The organism is Pseudomonas sp. HP_01, assembly GCF_055284355.1.
Genome location: NZ_JBTOPV010000056.1, coordinates 37,167 through 55,996, shown reverse-complemented (window position 1 = coordinate 55,996; position 18,830 = coordinate 37,167). Strand labels below are relative to the sequence as shown.

Sequence of the window (18,830 nt, the reverse complement as noted above, 5' to 3'; positions counted from 1 at the left end):
GCCGCGCATATTAACAGACAACGCCAATCACGCAAGGGAACGTTAACGCCGGTCGTCTGCTAAGATCGCGCCCTTCGTCATACTCCGTAACAGGATATCCCCCGCGTGTCCGACGCCATCTTGCGCCTCGCCCTGCCCTCGCCGCTGCGCCGCCTGTTCGACTACCTTGCCCCCGCAGGTGTGCCGCGCAGTGCCTTGCAGCCAGGGATGCGCCTGCGCGTGCCGTTCGGCCGTCGGGAGATGATTGGCGTGCTGGTGGAGGTCGTTGACCACAGCGAAGTGCCGGCCGACAAGCTCAAGCCGGCGATTGCGGTGCTGGACGCCGACGTGCCATTGCCGCCTGCATTGTTCAAGCTGTGCCTGTGGACTGCACAGTATTACCAGCACAGCCTGGGCGACACATTCAGCTGGGCGTTACCGGTGCTGCTGCGCCAGGGCGAACCGGCGGAAGCCCGACAAGAGCGGTTCTGGCAGGCGGCTCCTGACGCCAGCATCGATGACCCTCGCATCGCCCGGGCGCCGAAACAAAAAGAAGCGCTGCGCACGCTGGCCCAACACCCCCACGGCGTGGCTCATCAATTGCTGAGCAAGCTGATGCTTAACCGGGACAGCCTGAATCTGCTGCTCGCCAAGGGACTGGTGACCGTCGAGGTGCGCGGTCATGGGCCGGTCGAGCGGCACGAACACTGGCTGGCGCAGCCGGAACTGCCGCTCAACACCGAACAGCGGGCCGCCTTTGAAGCCATTCGTTCGGGGTTCGGCAGCTTTCACGCCTCATTGCTGGCAGGGGTCACCGGCAGCGGCAAGACCGAGGTGTACCTGCAGCTCATCCGCGAAACGCTGGAAGCGGGCAAGCAGGCGCTGGTGCTGATTCCGGAGATCAACCTGGGCCCACAGACCCTTGCGCGTTTCGAGCAGCGATTCAACGCACGCATCGCGCTGCTGCACTCGGCAGTCAACGATCGGGATCGGCTCGATGCCTGGCTGGCAGCACGCGATGGCGAAGCCGACATCATCATCGGCACCCGTTCGGCGCTGTTCACCCCGATGAAAAACCCCGGGCTGATCATCATCGACGAGGAGCACGACGGCTCCTATAAACAGCAGGAAGGCCTGCGCTACCACGCACGGGACCTGGCGCTGGTGAGGGCGCATCAGGAGGACATCCCGATCGTGCTCGGCTCGGCGACGCCTTCGCTGGAAAGCCTGCACAACGCCCACACCGGCCGGTATGCGCTCCTGCGCCTGAATCAACGAGCGGGCGGTGCGCAGCAGCCTCGTTTCCTGCGGCTGGATGTGAAAAGCCGCCCCCTCGACAGCGGCATTTCAGGCCCTATGCAACAAGCCATCGGCCAGACCCTGGCGGCGGGCCAGCAAGTGCTGGTGTTCCTCAACCGACGCGGCTTTGCCCCGACGCTACTGTGTCACGACTGTGGCTGGTTGTCGGAATGCCCCCGCTGCGATGCGCGCATGACCGTTCACCAGCGTTCGGGCGAGCTGCGTTGTCACCATTGCGGCCATGTTGAGCGCGTACCACGCAATTGCCCGGCGTGCGGCAAGGTCGATCTGCGCCCGGTGGGTGCGGGGACCGAGCGTGCCGAGGAGCGGCTGGCGATTCTGTTCCCCGACTATCCGGTTTTGCGGGTTGATCGGGACAGCACCTCGCGCAAGGACGCGATGAATCAGCTGTTCGCGACCATCCAGAAAGGCCAGCCGTGCATTCTGGTGGGCACCCAGATGCTCGCCAAAGGGCATCACTTCCCTCGCGTGACGCTGGTGTCGATTCTCGACGCCGATGGCGGGCTGTTCTCCGGTGACTTCCGCGCCAGCGAGCGCATGGCGCAATTGATTGTGCAGGTCGCAGGCAGAGCCGGGCGCGCCGAAGAGCCGGGCAAGGTAATCATCCAGACCCATCTGGCCGACCATCCTTTATTGATTCAACTCACCGAGCAGGGTTATTTCGCTTTTGCCGAGCAGGCCTTGAGCGAACGTCGCGCCGCCGGGCTGCCGCCGTTTTCACACCTGGCGCTGTTGCGCGCAGAAGCGCACAAGCCGGGTCAGGCCGAAGGCTTTCTGGATGAAGCCTGCACCGAAGCCGAGCGTTTATTGAAGGACATGGCGCTGGGCGGCATCGAGCTGCTGGGGCCGGTTCCGGCACCGATGGAACGGCGCGCCGGACGCTATCGCGCTCAATTGCTGGTTCAGGCAAACGCCCGCGCGCCGCTGCACAAGCTGCTCGCGACCTGGCTGCTTACGCTGGAAAACATGCCAAGCGGGCGCCAGGTCAGATGGTCGCTGGACGTGGATCCGGTGGACCTTTATTGATTCGCATCGGCTGACCGCGCATCCAGCGCGGTTGGCAAGGCGGCTCCGGCCACGGATAATGCCCAGTTTTTCCACCCGCGCATCCAGGCGCGGCCGCGCTTGCGGTCGAAAGAGAGCACCATGAAAGACACCATCCGCCAGCTGATTCAACAAGCTCTGAGCCAACTCGTCACCGATGGCGTCTTGCCGGAAGGGCTGACGCCGGCGATTCAGGTGGAGAACGCCAAGGACAAGAAAAACGGCGACTTCGCCAGTAATATCGCCATGATGCTGGCCAAGCCTGCAGGCATGAAACCGCGCGATCTGGCCGAGAAAATTGTCGCCGCATTGCCGGCCGATGAGCAGATCACCCGGGTCGATATTGCCGGCCCCGGCTTCCTCAATTTTTTCCAGAACACCCAGGCTCTGGCTTCGCGGCTCGACGAAGCCCTCGCCGACGCGACCCTGTCCGTGCGCAAAAACGGCCCCGCTCAACGCGTTGTGGTTGACCTGTCTGCACCGAATCTGGCCAAAGAGATGCACGTCGGCCACTTGCGCTCGACCATCATTGGCGACGGCGTGGCCAGCGTTCTTGAGTTCCTTGGCGACACCGTGATCCGTCAGAACCACGTCGGCGACTGGGGCACTCAGTTCGGCATGCTGCTGGCCTATCTCCAGGAAACCCCGGCGACCAGCGACGAGCTGGCTGACCTCGAAAACTTCTACCGCGCCGCCAAGGGCCGTTTCGACGAGTCCGAAGAGTTCGCCGAGCGCGCACGTGGGCTGGTGGTCAAGCTGCAAGCGGGCGACGCCGAGTGCCTTAGCCTGTGGACGCGCTTCAAGGACATCTCCCTGTCTCATTGCCAGGAAGTGTACGAACGCCTGAACGTCAAACTCACGCCGAAGGACGTCATGGGCGAAAGCGCCTACAACGACGACCTCGCCAATGTCGTCGCCGACCTGAAGAAGGCCGGCCTGCTGGTCGAGAGCAACGGCGCGCAGTGCGTGTTCCTCGAAGAATTCAAAACCGCCGAAGGCACGCCGCTGCCGGTGATCGTGCAAAAGGCCGGTGGCGGGTATCTGTACGCCACTACCGACCTTGCCGCCATTCGCTACCGCAGCAACGTGCTGAAAGCCGATCGCGCGCTGTACTTCGTGGATCAACGTCAGGCCCTGCACTTCCAGCAGGTCTTCGAAGTGGCGCGCCGGGCAGGCTTCGTCACCAACGACATGCAGATGGAGCACATGGGCTTCGGCACCATGAACGGCGCCGATGGCCGTCCGTTCAAGACCCGCGATGGCGGCACCGTCAAGCTGGTCGACCTGCTCGACGAAGCGCAAGAACGCGCCTACACCCTGGTGAAAGAGAAAAACCCGGACGTCGCCGAAGACGAGTTGCGCTCGATCGCCAAGGCCGTGGGCATCAGTGCGGTGAAATATGCCGACCTGTCCAAGCATCGCGCCAGCGACTACAGCTTTAACTTCGACCAGATGCTCAGCTTCGAAGGCAACACCGCGCCTTATCTGCTGTACGCCTACACCCGTGTGGCCGGCGTGTTCCGCAAGCTCGAAGAAAAGGGCGAAACCTTCGACGCGAGCCAGGGCCAAATCATCCTGGACGCACCCCAGGAGCAAGACCTGGCCGCGCGTCTGGCGCAGTTCGGCGAGACCGTCAACACCGTGGCCGACAAGGGCACGCCCCATGTGCTCTGCGCCTACGTGTACGACCTCGCCGGTCTGTTCTCCAGTTTTTACGAGAACTGCCCGATCCTGGCGGCAGAAAACCCTGAACAACAGCAAAGCCGTCTGCGCCTCGCCGCCCTGACCGGTCGCACCCTCAAGCAAGGCCTGCAGTTGCTGGGTCTGGACACTCTGGAGCGTATGTAAGTTGGCCGTTAAAAAGAAACCTGCTCCCAAGCGCGGCGCCAGCCGGTATCAGGCTCCCGCAAAGACGCCGATTCCGGGCTGGGTGTGGATGGCGATCGGCCTGACCGTCGGCGCTTTCGTCGTTTTCCTGATGAAGCTCGAACCCGGCAGTGGCGACGACATCAAGCGCGTCAAGGCCGAAGCCAAGGCCGCGAAGATCGCCGAAGCGAACAAGACGCCGCCCAGCCCGACCGCGCCCGTGAAGCCGAAGTACGACTTCTACACGCTGTTGCCTGAGTCGGAAGTCATCGTGCCGAACGAAGCGGTGCCCGAGAAGACGCCGCCGGTCGTGGCGCCAAGCACACCGGTTACGCCTGAAGTGGCCGCGAAGATCGACACGGCTCGGGCCCAGGCCGCGCTCAGCGGTCTGACCCCGCCACCCGCACCTCCGGTGACCAAACCGGCGGCCGTGACGACGTTCTTCCTGCAAGCGGGCTCGTTCCGCAAACAGGCCGACGCCGAGAAAGTGCGCGCGCAGATCATTCTGCTGGGGCAAACGTCGACGGTAGAGTCGGGCACGGTGAAGGATGAAACCTGGTACCGCGTACTGGTCGGCCCGTTCAGCAACCGCGAACAGCTGACCATAGCGCAGAAGCAACTGGCGGGCGGCGGCTTCAGCAACCTGCTGCTGCAACAGCGCCAGGCTCGCTAGGGCACTGTCGCCCACCGCAGGACCAACGATCGGTCCCGCTCCACGCGGGCACGATCAGTTGTAGGAGTGAGCTTGCTCGCGATGACATTGGCACATCCAACATAATGGGTGCCTGATTCACCGCAATCGCGAGCAAGCTCACTCCTACACAAACTTGAAGCAACCTGACGCACCGCCATTCATCTCTCAACCCACTCAACGGTTGAAATACCCGCCCCCACCCCCATATGAGTTTCCATCAGGGCATTTTCGCCCCGCAGCGTGGAGACTCTCCCCTTGACCACCATCGTTTCAGTGCGCCGCCAAGGCAAAGTCGTCATGGCCGGTGACGGCCAGGTTTCTCTGGGCAATACCGTCATGAAAGGCAACGCCAAGAAAGTCCGGCGCCTTTACCACGGCCAGGTCATCGCCGGATTCGCAGGCGCCACCGCTGACGCCTTCACCCTGTTCGAGCGTTTCGAAGCCCAGCTGGAAAAACACCAGGGTCACCTTGTGCGTGCCGCCGTAGAACTGGCGAAAGAATGGCGTACCGATCGCTCCCTGAGCCGCCTTGAAGCCATGCTGGCCGTTGCCAACAAAGACGCTTCGCTGATCATTACCGGCAACGGCGACGTCGTTGAGCCCGAAGACGGCCTGATCGCCATGGGTTCCGGCGGCGCCTTTGCCCAGGCCGCAGCCCGCGCGCTGCTGCTGAAGACCGAACTCTCTGCCCGTGAAATCGCCGAAACCGCCCTGCACATTGCCGGCGACATCTGCGTCTTCACCAACCACAACATCACTATTGAGGAGCAGGACCTCGCCGAGTAAGCGTAGGGTGATGGCCGCCATTCATCGCGGCCTGCCCGACTTGCATTCTGCCGAGGACCGTTGAAAACCATGTCCATGACTCCCCGTGAAATCGTCCACGAACTCAATCGCCATATCATCGGCCAGGACGATGCCAAACGCGCCGTCGCCATTGCGCTGCGTAACCGCTGGCGCCGGATGCAGCTGCCTGAAGAGCTGCGCGTCGAAGTCACCCCCAAGAACATCCTGATGATCGGTCCGACCGGCGTCGGTAAAACCGAAATCGCCCGTCGTCTGGCCAAGCTCGCCAACGCGCCGTTTATCAAGGTCGAAGCGACCAAGTTCACCGAGGTCGGCTATGTCGGCCGCGATGTCGAGTCGATCATCCGTGATCTGGCCGACGCCGCAATGAAGCTGCTGCGCGAGCAGGAAATTACCAAAGTTCGCCACCGCGCCGAAGACGCCGCAGAAGACCGCATTCTCGACGCCCTGCTGCCACCGGCACGCGCGGGCTTCAACGAAGACGCGACGTCGGGCAGCGATTCCAACACCCGTCAGCTGTTCCGCAAGCGTCTGCGCGAGGGTCAGCTGGACGATAAGGAAATCGAGATTGAGGTCGCCGAGATGGGCGGCGTCGATATTTCCGCGCCGCCAGGCATGGAAGAGATGACCAACCAGCTGCAAAGCCTGTTTGCCAACATGGGCAAGGGGAAGAAGAAGAGCCGCAAGCTGAAAGTCAAAGACGCGCTGAAAATGGTTCGCGATGAAGAAGCGGGCCGTCTGGTGAACGACGAAGAACTGAAAGCCAAGGCGCTGGAAGCGGTTGAGCAGCACGGCATCGTGTTCATCGACGAGATCGACAAAGTGGCCAAGCGCGGCAATGTCGGTGGCGCCGATGTGTCCCGCGAAGGCGTGCAGCGCGACTTGCTGCCGCTGATCGAAGGCTGCACCGTCAACACCAAGCTGGGCATGGTCAAGACCGATCACATTCTGTTCATCGCCTCCGGTGCGTTCCACCTGAGCAAGCCAAGCGATCTGGTGCCTGAGCTGCAGGGTCGTCTGCCGATTCGTGTCGAACTGAAAGCGCTGAGCCCGCAGGATTTCGAACGCATTCTGACCGAACCCCATGCGTCGCTGACCGAGCAATACCGCGAGCTGCTGAAGACCGAAGGCCTGAACATCGCGTTCCTGCCGGATGGCATCAAGCGCCTGGCCGAGATTGCCTGGCAGGTCAACGAGAAGACCGAGAACATCGGTGCGCGTCGCTTGCACACGCTGCTTGAGCGGTTGCTGGAAGAGGTTTCTTTCAGTGCCGGCGACTTGGCGGGTACGCAGGATGGCGGGACGATTCAGATCGACGCTGAATACGTGAACAGCCACTTGGGTGAGCTGGCGGAAGACGAAGATCTGTCGCGGTACATTCTTTGATAGCAGCTGCAAGCTGTGAGCTTCAAGCTGCAAGCAGATTTCACTGGCTACCGAAATCTGCTTGGCTTGTAGCTTGCCGCTTGTAGCTCACAGCTCGCCGTTGAGACCACCTCCATGACCCGCATCCCCACCGCTATCCAGCTGCACAAAGCCTCGAAGGTCCTCAGCCTGAAATATGGGGCGGATGAGGAATACCGCTTGCCGGCGGAATTTCTGCGGGTGCACTCGCCTTCGGCGGAGGTGCAGGGCCACGGCAATCCGATTCTGCAATTTGGCAAGCTGGGCGTCGGGCTCACCAAGGTAGAGCCCGCCGGCCAGTACGCGCTGAAGCTGACCTTCGACGATGGTCATGACAGCGGCTTGTTCACTTGGGAATACCTGGAGCAACTGGCGCAACGCCAGGCGCAACTGTGGGAGGAGTATCTGGCCGAACTCAAGGCCGCCGGCAAATCCCGCGACCCTTCCGAGCAAGTCATAAAGCTGATGCTCTAGCCGTCTCTACAAGCTTCAGGCAGTGAGTACCTTGTCGAGCTGCCGTTCAACTTCGGTCTGAATAGAGCTGCTCATGGGAGAGAGGAAGAAGTTGAGGTCGATATTCACCCGCACCCACTCATCTTCGACCGCTACAGTGCCCTTGGCGCCCTTGCCTTCCAGAGCCACGGTGTCGCCTGTCCACTCGTGCTCGATGCCGTACTTGTCGGACAGTTTCTGCAGCATGATCTCAGCCTTCTCGCGGGCCTTTTCCTTTCCCAGCGTGTGCTGGCGTTCCACGGTAATTCTGGCCACTGACGGGCTCCTGCTTCGGCTTAAATCGTCGGCGCACTATACCAGCGGCCCGAAGCGAAGAAACTGTTGGCCGTGCGCCTTGTCAAGACAAAGCCAGCCCCGACGATTAGAATGGCGCCACTTTATTCCGGTGACAGCGATATGAATGATCCGCGCAAAGGCAGCGATGCCGAACCCATCACCCACTTCGGTTACAAAAACGTACCGGAAAGCCAGAAGGCCGAGAAAGTCGCCGAGGTATTTCACTCCGTCGCGGCCAAATATGACCTGATGAACGACGTACTGTCCGGCGGCATGCATCGCCTCTGGAAGCGCTTCACCATCGAACTGTCCGGCGTTCGCAGCGGCAACCGCGTACTCGACATCGCGGGCGGCACCGGTGATCTGGCGAAGAAGTTCTCCCATCTTGTCGGCCCGACCGGCGAAGTCGTACTGGCCGACATCAACGCTTCGATGCTCAAGGTGGGTCGTGACCGCCTGTTGGATCGCGGGGTGGCCGGCAACATCAAGTTCGTCCAGGCCGACGCTGAAAAGCTGCCGTTCCCTGACAACCACTTCGACTGCGTGACCATCGCCTTCGGCCTGCGCAACGTGACGCACAAAGAAGACGCCATCCGCTCCATGCTGCGCGTGCTCAAGCCGGGTGGTCGGTTGCTGGTGCTTGAATTCTCCAAGCCAACCAGCAAAGTCATGTCCAAGATCTACGACGCCTACTCGTTCGCTTTCATGCCGCTGGCCGGCAAGCTGATCACCAACGATTCGGAAAGCTACCGCTATCTGGCAGAGTCGATCCGCATGCACCCCGATCAGGAAACCCTGAAGTCGATGATGGTTCAGGCCGGTTTCGACCGCGTGACTTACCACAACATGACCTCCGGCATCGTCGCGCTGCATCGGGGCATCAAGCCCTGATGCTGATCAACGGCTTGCTCGCCAGTGCCGAGCACGGCATCAATCGCGTGCTGCGCATGGACAGCACCGCCCTGCCACGCCTTGACCGGCTGAGCGGCAAGGTCATCGCGATCGAATGCACCAGCCCGGCGTTTCATCTGCACGTGCTGCCCAGTGACGACGGCCTGATGCTGGCGGCGAACTGGGATGGCGGCGCAGATGTAACCCTGCGCGCCCCCGCTGCGAGCCTGATGCGTCTGGCGATGAGCAAAGACAAAAATGCCGTGCTACACAGCCCGGAAGTCGAGCTGGATGGCGAAAGTGCCGTGCTGCTTGAGCTGGTGGGCGTGCTGCAGGACCTGGACCTCGACTGGGAGTACGAGCTGCAACGCTGGCTCGGTCCCGTCGCGGCGCCCTTGATCGGCGGGCACCTGCGCAACAGCGCGCGCTGGACCCGCGACAGCGCAACCAGCCTCAGCCACAACCTGGCCGAATACCTGGCCGAAGAATCCCGCACGCTGGTCGGCAAACGCGAGGCCGAAGCCCGCTTCGCCGAACTGGATCAGACCAAACAAGACCTGGAACGCCTCGAAGCCCGCTTCGAGCGTCTGGCCCACTCCCTCAAATCCAGCGATAACGCATGAGCCTGCTTGCCGTCCGCCGTCTGTTTCGCATCCAGCGTGTCGTAATCCGTTACCGCCTCGATGACCTGTTGTTCGCCCTGCCCCTGCCGTGGTGGCTGTTGGCCGTGCGCTTCGTGCTGCCATGGCGCTGGCTGCCGCGGCGCAAGAACGAACTGAGCCGTGGCGCGCGTCTGCGTCTGGCGTTGCAGGACCTGGGGCCGATTTTCATCAAGTTCGGGCAGTTGCTGTCCACCCGCCGCGACCTGCTGCCCGAAGACGTCGCCGACGAGCTGATGATGCTGCAGGACCGCGTGCCGCCGTTCGACTCCGCCAAGGCCGTGGCGCTGATCGAATCGCAGCTGGGCGCAAAGATCAGCGAAGTTTTCAGCCGTTTCGACGTAGCTCCGCTGGCTTCGGCGTCTGTCGCCCAAGTCCACGCCGCGCGCCTGAAGACGGGCGAAGAGGTGGTGGTGAAGGTCGTGCGGCCGGGCTTGAAGCCGATCATCGGCTCCGATCTTGCCTGGCTGTTCATCCTGGCGAAGATTGCCGAGCGGGTTTCCGCAGACGCGAGACTGCTGCATCCGGTGGCCGTCGTCGCCGATTACGAAAAAACTATCTACGACGAACTCGACCTGTTGCGCGAGGCGGCCAACTCCAGCCAGCTGCGCCGCAACTTCGAGGGCTCGACCATGCTTTACGTGCCGCAGGTCTATTGGGACTGGTGCCGGCCGAAGGTGTTGGTCATGGAGCGCATCTACGGCGTGCAAGTGACCGACCTGGCGACTCTTGCCGATCAGCGCACCGACATGAAGAAGCTTGCCGAGCGCGGCGTTGAACTGTTCTTCACCCAGGTCTTCCGTGACAGCTTTTTCCACGCCGACATGCACCCCGGCAACATTTTCGTCAGCACGGTCACGCCGTGGGATCCGCAGTACATCGCCATCGACTGCGGCATCGTCGGCAGCCTGACTCCTGAGGATCAGGACTATCTGGCGCGCAACTTGTTTGCCTTCTTCAAGCGCGACTACCGCCGCGTTGCACAGCTGCACATCGACTCGGGCTGGGTGCCCGCCGAGACCAAGCTGAATGAATTCGAAGCGGCCATCCGTACCGTGTGCGAGCCGATTTTCGAGAAGCCGTTGAAGGACATTTCCTTTGGGCAGGTGTTGATGCGCCTGTTCCAGACCGCTCGCCGCTTCAACATGGAAGTGCAGCCGCAACTGGTGCTGCTGCAAAAAACGCTGCTCAACATCGAAGGCCTCGGCCGTCAGCTGTATCCGGAACTTGATCTCTGGGCGACTGCACAGCCGTTCCTCGAACGCTGGATGCGCGAGCGCGTCAGCCCGAAAACCCTGCTGGGCAACCTGCAATCCCAGGTGGAACAGATTCCGCATCTGGCCAACATGACCCGGGATTTGCTCGAGCGTCTGTCGCAGCCCCATCGTCACGATCCGCCTCCGCCGTATCGGCGCGATGGTGATCATTGGGCCCTTCGCTTGCTCGGCGCTGGCCTGCTGGCCGGCGGCGTGCTGTTGGCGATCACCCATACCCAGACCGGCGCGGCGCTGAACACCCTGAGTGCCTGGCCTGCCTTGCTGATGCTGGCGGCAGGGGTCTATCTGGTCGTTCGCCGATAGCCATCGGCGCGAGCCGCTGGCACACTAACCCTCCCCTGGAGCGGCCGGAGCCGATGATGAAAGACTGGCTGGACGAGATTAAGTGGGACAAGGACGGTCTGGTGCCCGCCATCGCGCAGGACTACAAGACCGGTCGCGTGCTGATGATGGCCTGGATGAACCGCGAAGCCTTGAGCCTGACTGCCAGCGAACAGCGCGCTATCTATTGGTCACGTTCGCGTGGCAAGTTGTGGCGAAAGGGCGAAGAATCGGGCCACGTGCAGAAGCTGCATGAACTGCGCCTGGACTGTGATGCCGACGTCATTATCCTGATGGTCGAGCAGATCGGCGGCATCGCTTGCCATACCGGCCGCGAGAGCTGCTTCTACCGCGTCTACGATGATGCCGGCTGGAAGACCGTGGACCCGGTGCTCAAAGACCCGGACGCCATTTACCAAGCAGGACACTGAACATGACTGATACCTTGTCACGCCTTGCCGAGGTGCTTGAATCGCGCAAGGGCGCGGCTGCCGACTCGTCTTACGTCGCCAGCCTTTATCACAAGGGACTGAACAAGATTCTGGAAAAGGTCGGCGAAGAGTCGGTCGAAACCATAATCGCTGCCAAGGACGCTGCCATCAGCGGTGACTGCAGTGATGTCGTCTACGAAACCGCCGATTTGTGGTTCCACAGTATGGTGATGCTTGCCCAACTGGGCCAACACCCGCAAGCCGTGCTCGATGAGCTGGACCGCCGTTTCGGCCTGTCCGGCCACGCCGAGAAAGCGTCTCGCTCGGCGGAATAAACACAGGGGCTGCGGCCCGAAATTTCTTGTGAGGAACGCGTTATGGGCATTTTTGACTGGAAACACTGGATCGTCATTCTTGTGGTTGTCGTGCTGGTGTTCGGCACCAAGAAACTCAAGAACCTGGGGACTGACGTGGGTGAGTCGATCAAGGGCTTTCGCAAGGCCATGAATGACGACGACAAGCATCCGGAAGAGCCGACGGTGCAGCCGCCTGTTCAGCCACAGCCAACCGCGCAGCCGGTGCCTCCGACTCAGCCGCTGCACCAGCCGCACACGATCGACGCTCAAGCGCAACGAGTCGAAGACCCCCTCCGCAAAGACTAGGTCGTGACGCATGTTTGGTATCAGCTTTTCTGAACTGCTGCTGGTCGGCCTCGTTGCCCTGCTGGTCCTGGGCCCCGAGCGTCTGCCAGGCGCAGCACGGACGGCCGGGCTCTGGATCGGCCGCCTGAAACGCAGCTTCAATGCGATCAAACAGGAAGTTGAGCGCGAAATCGGCGCTGACGAGATTCGGCGTCAGTTGCACAACGAGCACATTCTTTCGCTGGAAGAGGAAGCTCGCAAGATCATGCAGCCGCAACAACCGCCTGCTGCGCCCGTGACACCCGCGCCGGCTGAGCCGACTGCCGAGAAGCCCGTTTCGCCGGCCCCGGCATCGGAAGGGCCATCCACGGCGCCGGTCATGGGTGCAGCCTCCCCGGTACAGAGCGCCGACATTGGCCCGGCTGCTCCGGCTGAGAGCGCTTCGGTCACGCCGCCGCCCGTTCATGTCGAGCCTGCTGCGCCTGCGTCGGCACCTTCGCCTGCCGGGCCGGGATCTGTTCCCGTAACTGCGCCGGTCACAACCTCTGCGACCGCGGTGCAAAGTGCGCCTTCTGCCAACGATTCGTCACTGCCACCACGAGCCCCATGAGCGAAATCCCGGAAAACGACCAGCAAATGCCGCTGGTCTCGCACCTGACAGAACTGCGCTCGCGTCTGCTGCGCTGCGTGCTGGCGATCTTTGTGATCTTCGGCGCGCTGTTCTACTTCACCCAGAAGATCTACACCTTCGTTTCTGCCCCGCTGCGCAAGTTTCTGCCTGACGGCGCAACGATGATCGCGACCGATGTGGCCTCGCCGTTCATCACGCCGTTCAAGCTGACGATGATGGTGGCGCTGTTCCTGGCGATGCCGGTGATCCTGTATCAGATCTGGGGCTTCATTGCGCCAGGCCTGTACAAGCATGAAAAGCGCGTGGCAGTGCCGCTGTTGATCTCCAGCATCATCCTGTTCTACGCCGGCATGGCGTTCGCGTACTTTCTGGTCTTCCCGCTGATTTTCCACTTCTTCGCCAGTGTCACGCCGGAAGGCGTGTCGATGATGACGGACATCGCCAGTTACCTGGACTTCGTCATGACGCTGTTCCTGGCGTTTGGCGTCGCGTTCGAGATCCCGGTGGCAGTTGTGCTGCTGGTGTGGATCGGCATCGTCGACGTCAAATACCTGAAGAAGATTCGCCCGTACGTGGTGATCGGCTGCTTCGTGGTCGGCATGATTCTCACCCCGCCGGACATCTTTTCGCAGACCCTGCTGGCCGTGCCGATGTGGCTGCTGTTTGAAATCGGCGTGCTGTGCAGTTCGATGATCACCAAGCGCGGTGATCATGAAGATGACGAAAAAGCTGAAGACGAACAGAGCCAACCACCAGCGACCCAGCCGTGAACCTGCTGTTGCTTGAGGACGCCGACTTTATTGCGGCGGACCGGGTTGTACTGCGTGACCGCCGCCTCAAGCACATGCAGGAAGTGCATCGCAGCGAAGTCGGCGACAGCCTGCGGGTTGGCCGGGTTAACGGGCTGCTCGGCAGCGCACAGTTGTTGCGGCTGGAACCTCGGGAAGCCGAGCTTTCGGTGAGCTTCGAGCACGCCCCGCCGGCCAAACTGCCGCTGACCCTGGTCCTCGCCCTGCCCCGCCCGAAAATGCTCCGCCGGGTGTTTCAGACCGTGGCAACGATGGGTGTGCCCCGAGTCATCCTGGTCAACAGTTACCGCGTCGAAAAAAGCTTCTGGCAGACGCCCTTTCTGGAGCCTGCGGCGATTCGCGAGCAGTTGATTCTCGGGCTGGAGCAGGCCCGGGACAGCGTACTGCCGGAGATCGTCATCGAGAAGCGCTTCAAGCCATTCGTTGAAGACCGCCTCCCCGCTGTGGTTGAAGGGACGCTGGGATTGGTCGGCCACCCGGGTGATTTCCCCGCCTGCCCGCGCGCGGTCGAGCAGCCTGTCACCCTGGCCATCGGCCCTGAAGGTGGCTGGATTCCCTACGAAGTTGATTTGCTCCAGGCCTCAGGCCTGAATCCGGTGCAGTTAGGCGCGCGGATCCTGCGCGTCGAAACCGCCGTGACCGCGTTGCTCGCCCGGTTGTTCTAGAGCTGCGGTGTATCTGAGTGAGGCGCCTGGTTTGCTGCCGCTTCGCGGCAGTTCGCGGGCAAGCGCGCTCCTACACCCTTCGGGCAGAATCCAAGACAGAACGTCGACATCCGGACGCGTAGCACTCGCAATGAGCATCCGTGCCACCGGCAAACGCAATGAGCATCCGCACCAGCGGCACTCAACCTGACGATCAACACCGAACTCATCTCTGCCGATCAACGACTGACCCGCTCCTGCCGAAGGCGCAGGAGCGCGCTTGCCTGCGATCGGCTGCGCAGCAGTCTTGAGCCTGCCCACCAAGCCCTTCATCACCCCACGCTTCAGTTCAACGCGCATCGGCCGATGCACAGGCGTCCATAACTACAATTCGCAGGAATCATAATGTCTCGCTGGTTTACCCAACACCTTGGAAATATGAGCGTCCGTCTCAAACTCGGTGTCGGTTTCGGCCTTGTGCTGTTGCTGACGCTGCTCATCACGGCGACGGGCTGGTCAAGCGTGAAGGCGGTGATCGAGCGCGGCGACAAGCTGGGGATGATCTCCCAGATCAGTGAGCGGACGATGGATCTGCGCACGGCACGCATGGTGTATGAAACTCAATACAGCGCTGAAGCCGCGACGGCTGTCATGACCGCGCTGGACAAGCTCGATGCCGACCTGAAAACCGGCCAGAGCATGGTCAAAGGCCTTGGCGATCTCAAATTGATGGACGCTCAGGCGCAGGCCGCCGGCGAATACCGCCGCGCCTTTGCCGACATGACCAAGGCTATCCAGACCCGCGAAGCCAGCCGAACCAACTTGGGCGCTTCCGCAGACGCTGCAGTTGATGTCGTCAACAAGATCGAACAGGCGTTGCTGCAGCACGACAACATCCTGCAATTCAACAGCGCGGTGGATGTCAGCAAACAGATTCAGCAGGCACGCTTCCAGGTGCGCGGTTATACCTTCAGCGGCAAACCGGATTTCGAGAAGAACGCCACCGCTGCGATCGACGAAGCCATCGTCGGGGTCAACACGCTGGCGGGCGACGTTTCCTCCCAATACATCCCGCAGCTGCAAAAGGCCAACCTGGCGCTCAAAGGCTACCGCGACGCCGTCGGCCAATACCGTGAAGCCCAACTGGTCAGCGTTCAGGCGCTGGCCAAGATGACCGAGCTGGGGGAACAGCTGCTGGACGCCAGCGAACAACTGAACGTTTCGCAAAACGCCAAGCGCGATGCAGACACCCGTCAGGCCCAGTCGACCCTGGGCATTACTACCCTGGTGGCCCTGATCCTCGGTGTCTTCGCAGCCTGGGTGATTACCCGGCAAATCACGGTGCCGCTGGGGCAGACGCTCGTTGCCGTCGAGCGCGTGGCGTCTGGTGATCTGACTCAAAATTTAAGCGTCGACCGGCGCGACGAACTTGGCCAGTTGCAGGGCAGCATCCAGCGCATGACCGTGGAGCTGCGCGAATTGATCGGCGGCATCGGCGAAGGCGTGACCCAGATCGCCAGCGCCGCCGAAGAACTGTCGGCGGTGACCGAACAGACCAGTGCCGGGGTCAACAGCCAGAAAGTCGAGACTGATCAGGTGGCGACCGCGATGCATGAGATGACCGCCACCGTGCAGGAAGTGGCCCGCAACGCCGAAGAGGCTTCCGAGGCGGCCGTAGCCGCTGACCTACAGGCGCGCGAAGGCGATAAGGTCGTCAACGAGGCCATCGCGCAGATCGAGCTTCTCGCGACCGAAGTTGGTCACTCCACCGAGGCGATGGCTGAACTCAAGCGCGAAAGCGACAAGATCGGCAGCGTTCTTGATGTGATCAAGTCGGTTGCGCAGCAAACCAACCTCCTCGCCTTGAACGCCGCTATCGAAGCCGCGCGGGCTGGCGAGGCCGGGCGGGGATTTGCCGTGGTCGCGGACGAAGTGCGCAGCCTCGCGCAGCGCACGCAGAAGTCCACGGAAGAGATCGAAGAGCTGATTTCCGGGCTGCAGAACGGCACCCGGCAAGTGGCAACGATCATGGACAACAGCCGCGAGCTTACCGTCAGCAGCGTTGAGCTGACCCGCCGCGCCGGCACCTCACTGGAAAGCATCACCCGCACCGTGTCTGCGATTCAATCCATGAACCAGCAGATTGCCGCAGCGGCCGAGGAGCAGAGCGCTACGGCCGAAGAGATCAACCGCAGCGTGCTCAACGTGCGCGACGTGTCGGAACAGACCTCGGCCGCGAGCGAGGAAACCGCCGCGTCGAGCGTCGAGCTGGCGCGCCTGGGCAGCCATCTGCAAGCGCTGGTGGGTCGCTTCCGGGTCTGATCCAGTTACCTGATCAGCTCCCGTTTCAGTAACGAACCTGCCGAAAACCTCCCATCAGGGGCGGAATCTGTGACACGCGTCACCCCTTCCCGCCCTTCGGAAATCTCCTACGACCTGATCAGGTCACGCCTCCGCTTCCCCTGCCGATGCGCGTTTATCGCTCATCCGCAGGAGACGCATCATGCTGCAAGGCATCAATCGGGCGCTGGCCAACACCAGCGTCAAACTCAAACTCTCACTGGGCTTCGGCCTGGTTCTGCTTCTCACCCTGGCCATTACCCTGACCGGCTGGCATGGGCTCGACACCATGATTGAGCGCTCGGAGTCATTGACTTCCATCGCCCAGCTCAACGCGATGACCAAGGACCTGCGCGCCGAGCGCATCGTCTTCCGGGTCGAAAACACCGCTGACAGCGCCTCGCGCGTCGTTGCCCGCATCAACGAAATCGAAGCCCATCTGGTGGTATTGCGCGAGGACGCCCCGCCTGCCGACATCCTCAAGTTGCTCAATGGGCAGAGCGACACTGTCAGGTCGCTCGAGTCCACCTTTGCCGATCTGGCCAAGCTGTTAAGTGCGCGAGCAGACTCCCGTGCACAGCTGGCCGCTCTGTCTGAAGAGGCGATCAAGTCCATCGGTCAGGTGGAAAGCGAGGTCTTGAAAGCCGTCAGTCAGGAGCAGGACAGCAGCGAGCGCCTCGGGGAGTTCACCAACATCCAGCAATTGCGCGGACAGGTGCAAAACGCTCGTTACGAAGTCCAGGCGTACGTGTTCAGCGGTAGAGAGTCCTATGAGATTGCCGCCATCACCGCCATCGACGAAGCGTTGAAGGAAGTCGAGCAGATAGCTACCGATCAGGCCGATGGCAATGTCAGTGAATTGCTCAATGCCCGTAAGACGCTGCTCAAGTACCGTGAGCACATGGGCCAGTTCAAAGACTTGCAGGTCAAGGTTGAAGCGGCTCAGGAGTCCATGGAGGCGCTGAGCGAGAGTCTGCTCACCTCCACCGGCGAGATCACGGCACTGCAAGGTCAGCGCCGTGATGCCGAAGCCACTCAGTCGCGGCAGACACTCAGCGGTGTCGCAGGGCTGGCAATGCTCCTCGGCCTGCTCGCGGCGTGGCTGATCACCCAGCAGATCATCACGCCGCTACGGCTGACCTTGAGTGCCGCTGCGCGCATCGCCAAGGGTGATCTGAGTCAGGACCTCGAAGTCGGCCGTCGAGACGAGATGGGCATGCTCCAGCGCAGCATGCAGGACATGACACTGAGCTTGCGCCAGCTCATCAGTGGCATCAGCGACGGCGTAACCCAGATCGCCAGCGCGGCGGAGCAACTGTCCGCCGTTACTGCGCAAACCAGCGTGGGCGTCACCAGCCAGAAAGACGAAACGGACTGCGTCGCCACGGCGATGAACCAGATGACCTCGACCGTCATGGAAGTCGCCCGCAATGCCGAAGAAGCCAGTGAAGCGGCACGACACGCCGATCAACAGGCGCGGGACGGCGACAAGGTGGTCAACGACGCCATCGCGCAGATCGAGCGCCTGGCGCTGGAGGTGAATAATTCGACCGAAGCCATGGGCAAGCTGAAGCTGGAGAGCGACAAGATCGGCGGTGTGCTCGACGTCATCAAGTCAGTGTCGCAGCAGACCAACCTGCTTGCCCTGAACGCCGCGATCGAGGCTGCCCGGGCAGGCGAAGCGGGACGCGGTTTTGCGGTCGTCGCCGATGAGGTTCGAGGGCTGGCCCAGCGCACCCAGGAATCGACTGAAGAAATCGAAGTGCTGATCGCGGCCTTGCAAAGCGGCACCCAGCAAGTGGTGATGACACTTGATGCCAGCCGAACCCTGACCGACAGCAGCGTCGAACTGAGTCGCCAGGCCGGCAGCGCGTTGGGACACATCACGCGCACGGTGTCGACGATTCAGGCGATGAACCAGCAGATCGCCGCGGCGGGCGAGGAACAGAGCAGCGTGGCGGAGCAGATCAACCGCAGCGTGCTGAACGTGCGGGATGTGTCCGAGCAAACCGCAGCGTCCAGCGAAGAGACCGCCGCTTCCAGCATCGAACTGGCGCGGCTGGGTGTGCAGTTGCAGGAGATGGTCGGGAAGTTTCGGGTGAGTTGATTGCGCAGGTGCCACCGCCTTACCTGTAGGAGCGCGCTTGCCCGCGATTGCGGTGGATCAGACGACTCATTATTTGCTGACGGAATGCTTTCGCGGGCGAGCGCGCTCCTACAATTGATTTGCGCATGGCCATGGGCCCTGCGCAGACGTCCGAAGCCCGGACACAAAAACGCCGC

General features: G+C 61.9%; 18 protein-coding genes and 1 pseudogene. 18 read left to right on the top strand and 1 reads right to left on the bottom strand.

What is annotated here, in order from left to right; all coding sequences use genetic code 11:
• The first annotated feature begins 105 nt into the window (after positions 1–105).
• From ACYAR8_RS22005 to ACYAR8_RS21980, 6 genes are all read left to right on the top strand, one after another.
• Positions 106–2,325, top strand: a complete 2,220-nt coding sequence (locus ACYAR8_RS22005; RefSeq protein WP_074890788.1) for a primosomal protein N' — start codon at positions 106–108, stop codon at positions 2,323–2,325.
• 120 nt (positions 2,326–2,445) lie between these two features.
• Entirely contained in the window at positions 2,446–4,191 is a 1,746-nt protein-coding gene (gene argS, locus ACYAR8_RS22000) for an arginine--tRNA ligase (RefSeq protein ID WP_463581053.1), read from the top strand.
• A gap of 1 nt (position 4,192) precedes the next feature.
• Positions 4,193–4,882 (top strand): SPOR domain-containing protein, encoded by a 690-nt coding sequence (locus ACYAR8_RS21995; protein WP_108119117.1) that lies wholly within the window; start codon positions 4,193–4,195, stop codon positions 4,880–4,882.
• Between the two features lie 276 nt (positions 4,883–5,158).
• A complete protein-coding gene (gene hslV, locus ACYAR8_RS21990; RefSeq protein ID WP_074890792.1) occupies positions 5,159–5,689 on the top strand; it encodes an ATP-dependent protease subunit HslV in 531 nt (176 codons plus the stop codon).
• A 69-nt stretch (positions 5,690–5,758) separates the two neighbouring features.
• Positions 5,759–7,096 (top strand): ATP-dependent protease ATPase subunit HslU, encoded by a 1,338-nt coding sequence (gene hslU, locus ACYAR8_RS21985; protein ID WP_074890793.1) that lies wholly within the window; start codon positions 5,759–5,761, stop codon positions 7,094–7,096.
• A 114-nt stretch (positions 7,097–7,210) separates the two neighbouring features.
• Positions 7,211–7,588, top strand: a complete 378-nt coding sequence (locus tag ACYAR8_RS21980; protein WP_463581052.1) for a gamma-butyrobetaine hydroxylase family protein — start codon at positions 7,211–7,213, stop codon at positions 7,586–7,588.
• Positions 7,589–7,603: 15 nt separating this feature from the next.
• On the opposite strand, the gene ACYAR8_RS21975 is transcribed toward ACYAR8_RS21980, so the two are convergent.
• The gene (locus tag ACYAR8_RS21975) at positions 7,604–7,882 is read right to left on the bottom strand and encodes a polyhydroxyalkanoic acid system family protein (protein ID WP_108119118.1); all 279 of its coding nucleotides are present in this window, start codon (positions 7,880–7,882) and stop codon (positions 7,604–7,606) included.
• Between the two features lie 141 nt (positions 7,883–8,023).
• Between ACYAR8_RS21975 and ubiE the strand changes: the two genes are divergently transcribed.
• The 12 genes and pseudogenes from ubiE (at position 8,024) to ACYAR8_RS21915 (ending at position 18,654) form a co-directional block, all read left to right on the top strand.
• Positions 8,024–8,794 carry a bifunctional demethylmenaquinone methyltransferase/2-methoxy-6-polyprenyl-1,4-benzoquinol methylase UbiE gene (gene ubiE, locus ACYAR8_RS21970; RefSeq protein WP_065986646.1) on the top strand — a complete coding sequence of 257 codons (771 nt, stop codon included), beginning with the start codon at positions 8,024–8,026 and terminating at the stop codon, positions 8,792–8,794.
• The gene (locus tag ACYAR8_RS21965) at positions 8,794–9,417 is read left to right on the top strand and encodes a ubiquinone biosynthesis accessory factor UbiJ (RefSeq protein WP_463581051.1); all 624 of its coding nucleotides are present in this window, start codon (positions 8,794–8,796) and stop codon (positions 9,415–9,417) included. Before ubiE ends, ACYAR8_RS21965 begins: the two co-directional genes overlap by 1 nt.
• On the top strand, positions 9,414–11,033 hold the full coding sequence (gene ubiB, locus ACYAR8_RS21960; RefSeq protein WP_108119120.1) for a ubiquinone biosynthesis regulatory protein kinase UbiB: 1,620 nt from the start codon (positions 9,414–9,416) through the stop codon (positions 11,031–11,033). Before ACYAR8_RS21965 ends, ubiB begins: the two co-directional genes overlap by 4 nt.
• A gap of 56 nt (positions 11,034–11,089) precedes the next feature.
• Entirely contained in the window at positions 11,090–11,482 is a 393-nt protein-coding gene (hisI, locus tag ACYAR8_RS21955) for a phosphoribosyl-AMP cyclohydrolase (RefSeq protein WP_108119162.1), read from the top strand.
• Between the two features lie 2 nt (positions 11,483–11,484).
• Positions 11,485–11,817, top strand: a complete 333-nt coding sequence (locus tag ACYAR8_RS21950; protein WP_065986654.1) for a phosphoribosyl-ATP diphosphatase — start codon at positions 11,485–11,487, stop codon at positions 11,815–11,817.
• Positions 11,818–11,859: 42 nt separating this feature from the next.
• Positions 11,860–12,144: a twin-arginine translocase TatA/TatE family subunit gene (locus ACYAR8_RS21945; protein WP_065986662.1), complete on the top strand. Its 285-nt coding sequence runs from the start codon at positions 11,860–11,862 to the stop codon at positions 12,142–12,144.
• Positions 12,145–12,154: 10 nt separating this feature from the next.
• Positions 12,155–12,733, top strand: a complete 579-nt coding sequence (gene tatB / locus ACYAR8_RS21940) for a Sec-independent protein translocase protein TatB (protein WP_463581050.1) — start codon at positions 12,155–12,157, stop codon at positions 12,731–12,733.
• Positions 12,730–13,524: a twin-arginine translocase subunit TatC gene (gene tatC, locus ACYAR8_RS21935; protein WP_065986665.1), complete on the top strand. Its 795-nt coding sequence runs from the start codon at positions 12,730–12,732 to the stop codon at positions 13,522–13,524. Before tatB ends, tatC begins: the two co-directional genes overlap by 4 nt.
• The gene (locus ACYAR8_RS21930) at positions 13,521–14,228 is read left to right on the top strand and encodes a 16S rRNA (uracil(1498)-N(3))-methyltransferase (RefSeq protein ID WP_463581049.1); all 708 of its coding nucleotides are present in this window, start codon (positions 13,521–13,523) and stop codon (positions 14,226–14,228) included. Before tatC ends, ACYAR8_RS21930 begins: the two co-directional genes overlap by 4 nt.
• Positions 14,229–14,612: 384 nt before the next feature.
• Positions 14,613–15,626 (top strand): annotated as a pseudogene (locus ACYAR8_RS21925) (methyl-accepting chemotaxis protein); the annotation flags it as partial.
• A 39-nt stretch (positions 15,627–15,665) separates the two neighbouring features.
• Positions 15,666–16,529: a methyl-accepting chemotaxis protein gene (locus ACYAR8_RS21920; protein ID WP_463581118.1), complete on the top strand. Its 864-nt coding sequence runs from the start codon at positions 15,666–15,668 to the stop codon at positions 16,527–16,529.
• Between the two features lie 181 nt (positions 16,530–16,710).
• Entirely contained in the window at positions 16,711–18,654 is a 1,944-nt protein-coding gene (locus tag ACYAR8_RS21915; protein WP_108119123.1) for a methyl-accepting chemotaxis protein, read from the top strand.
• Positions 18,655–18,830 lie beyond the last annotated feature (176 nt).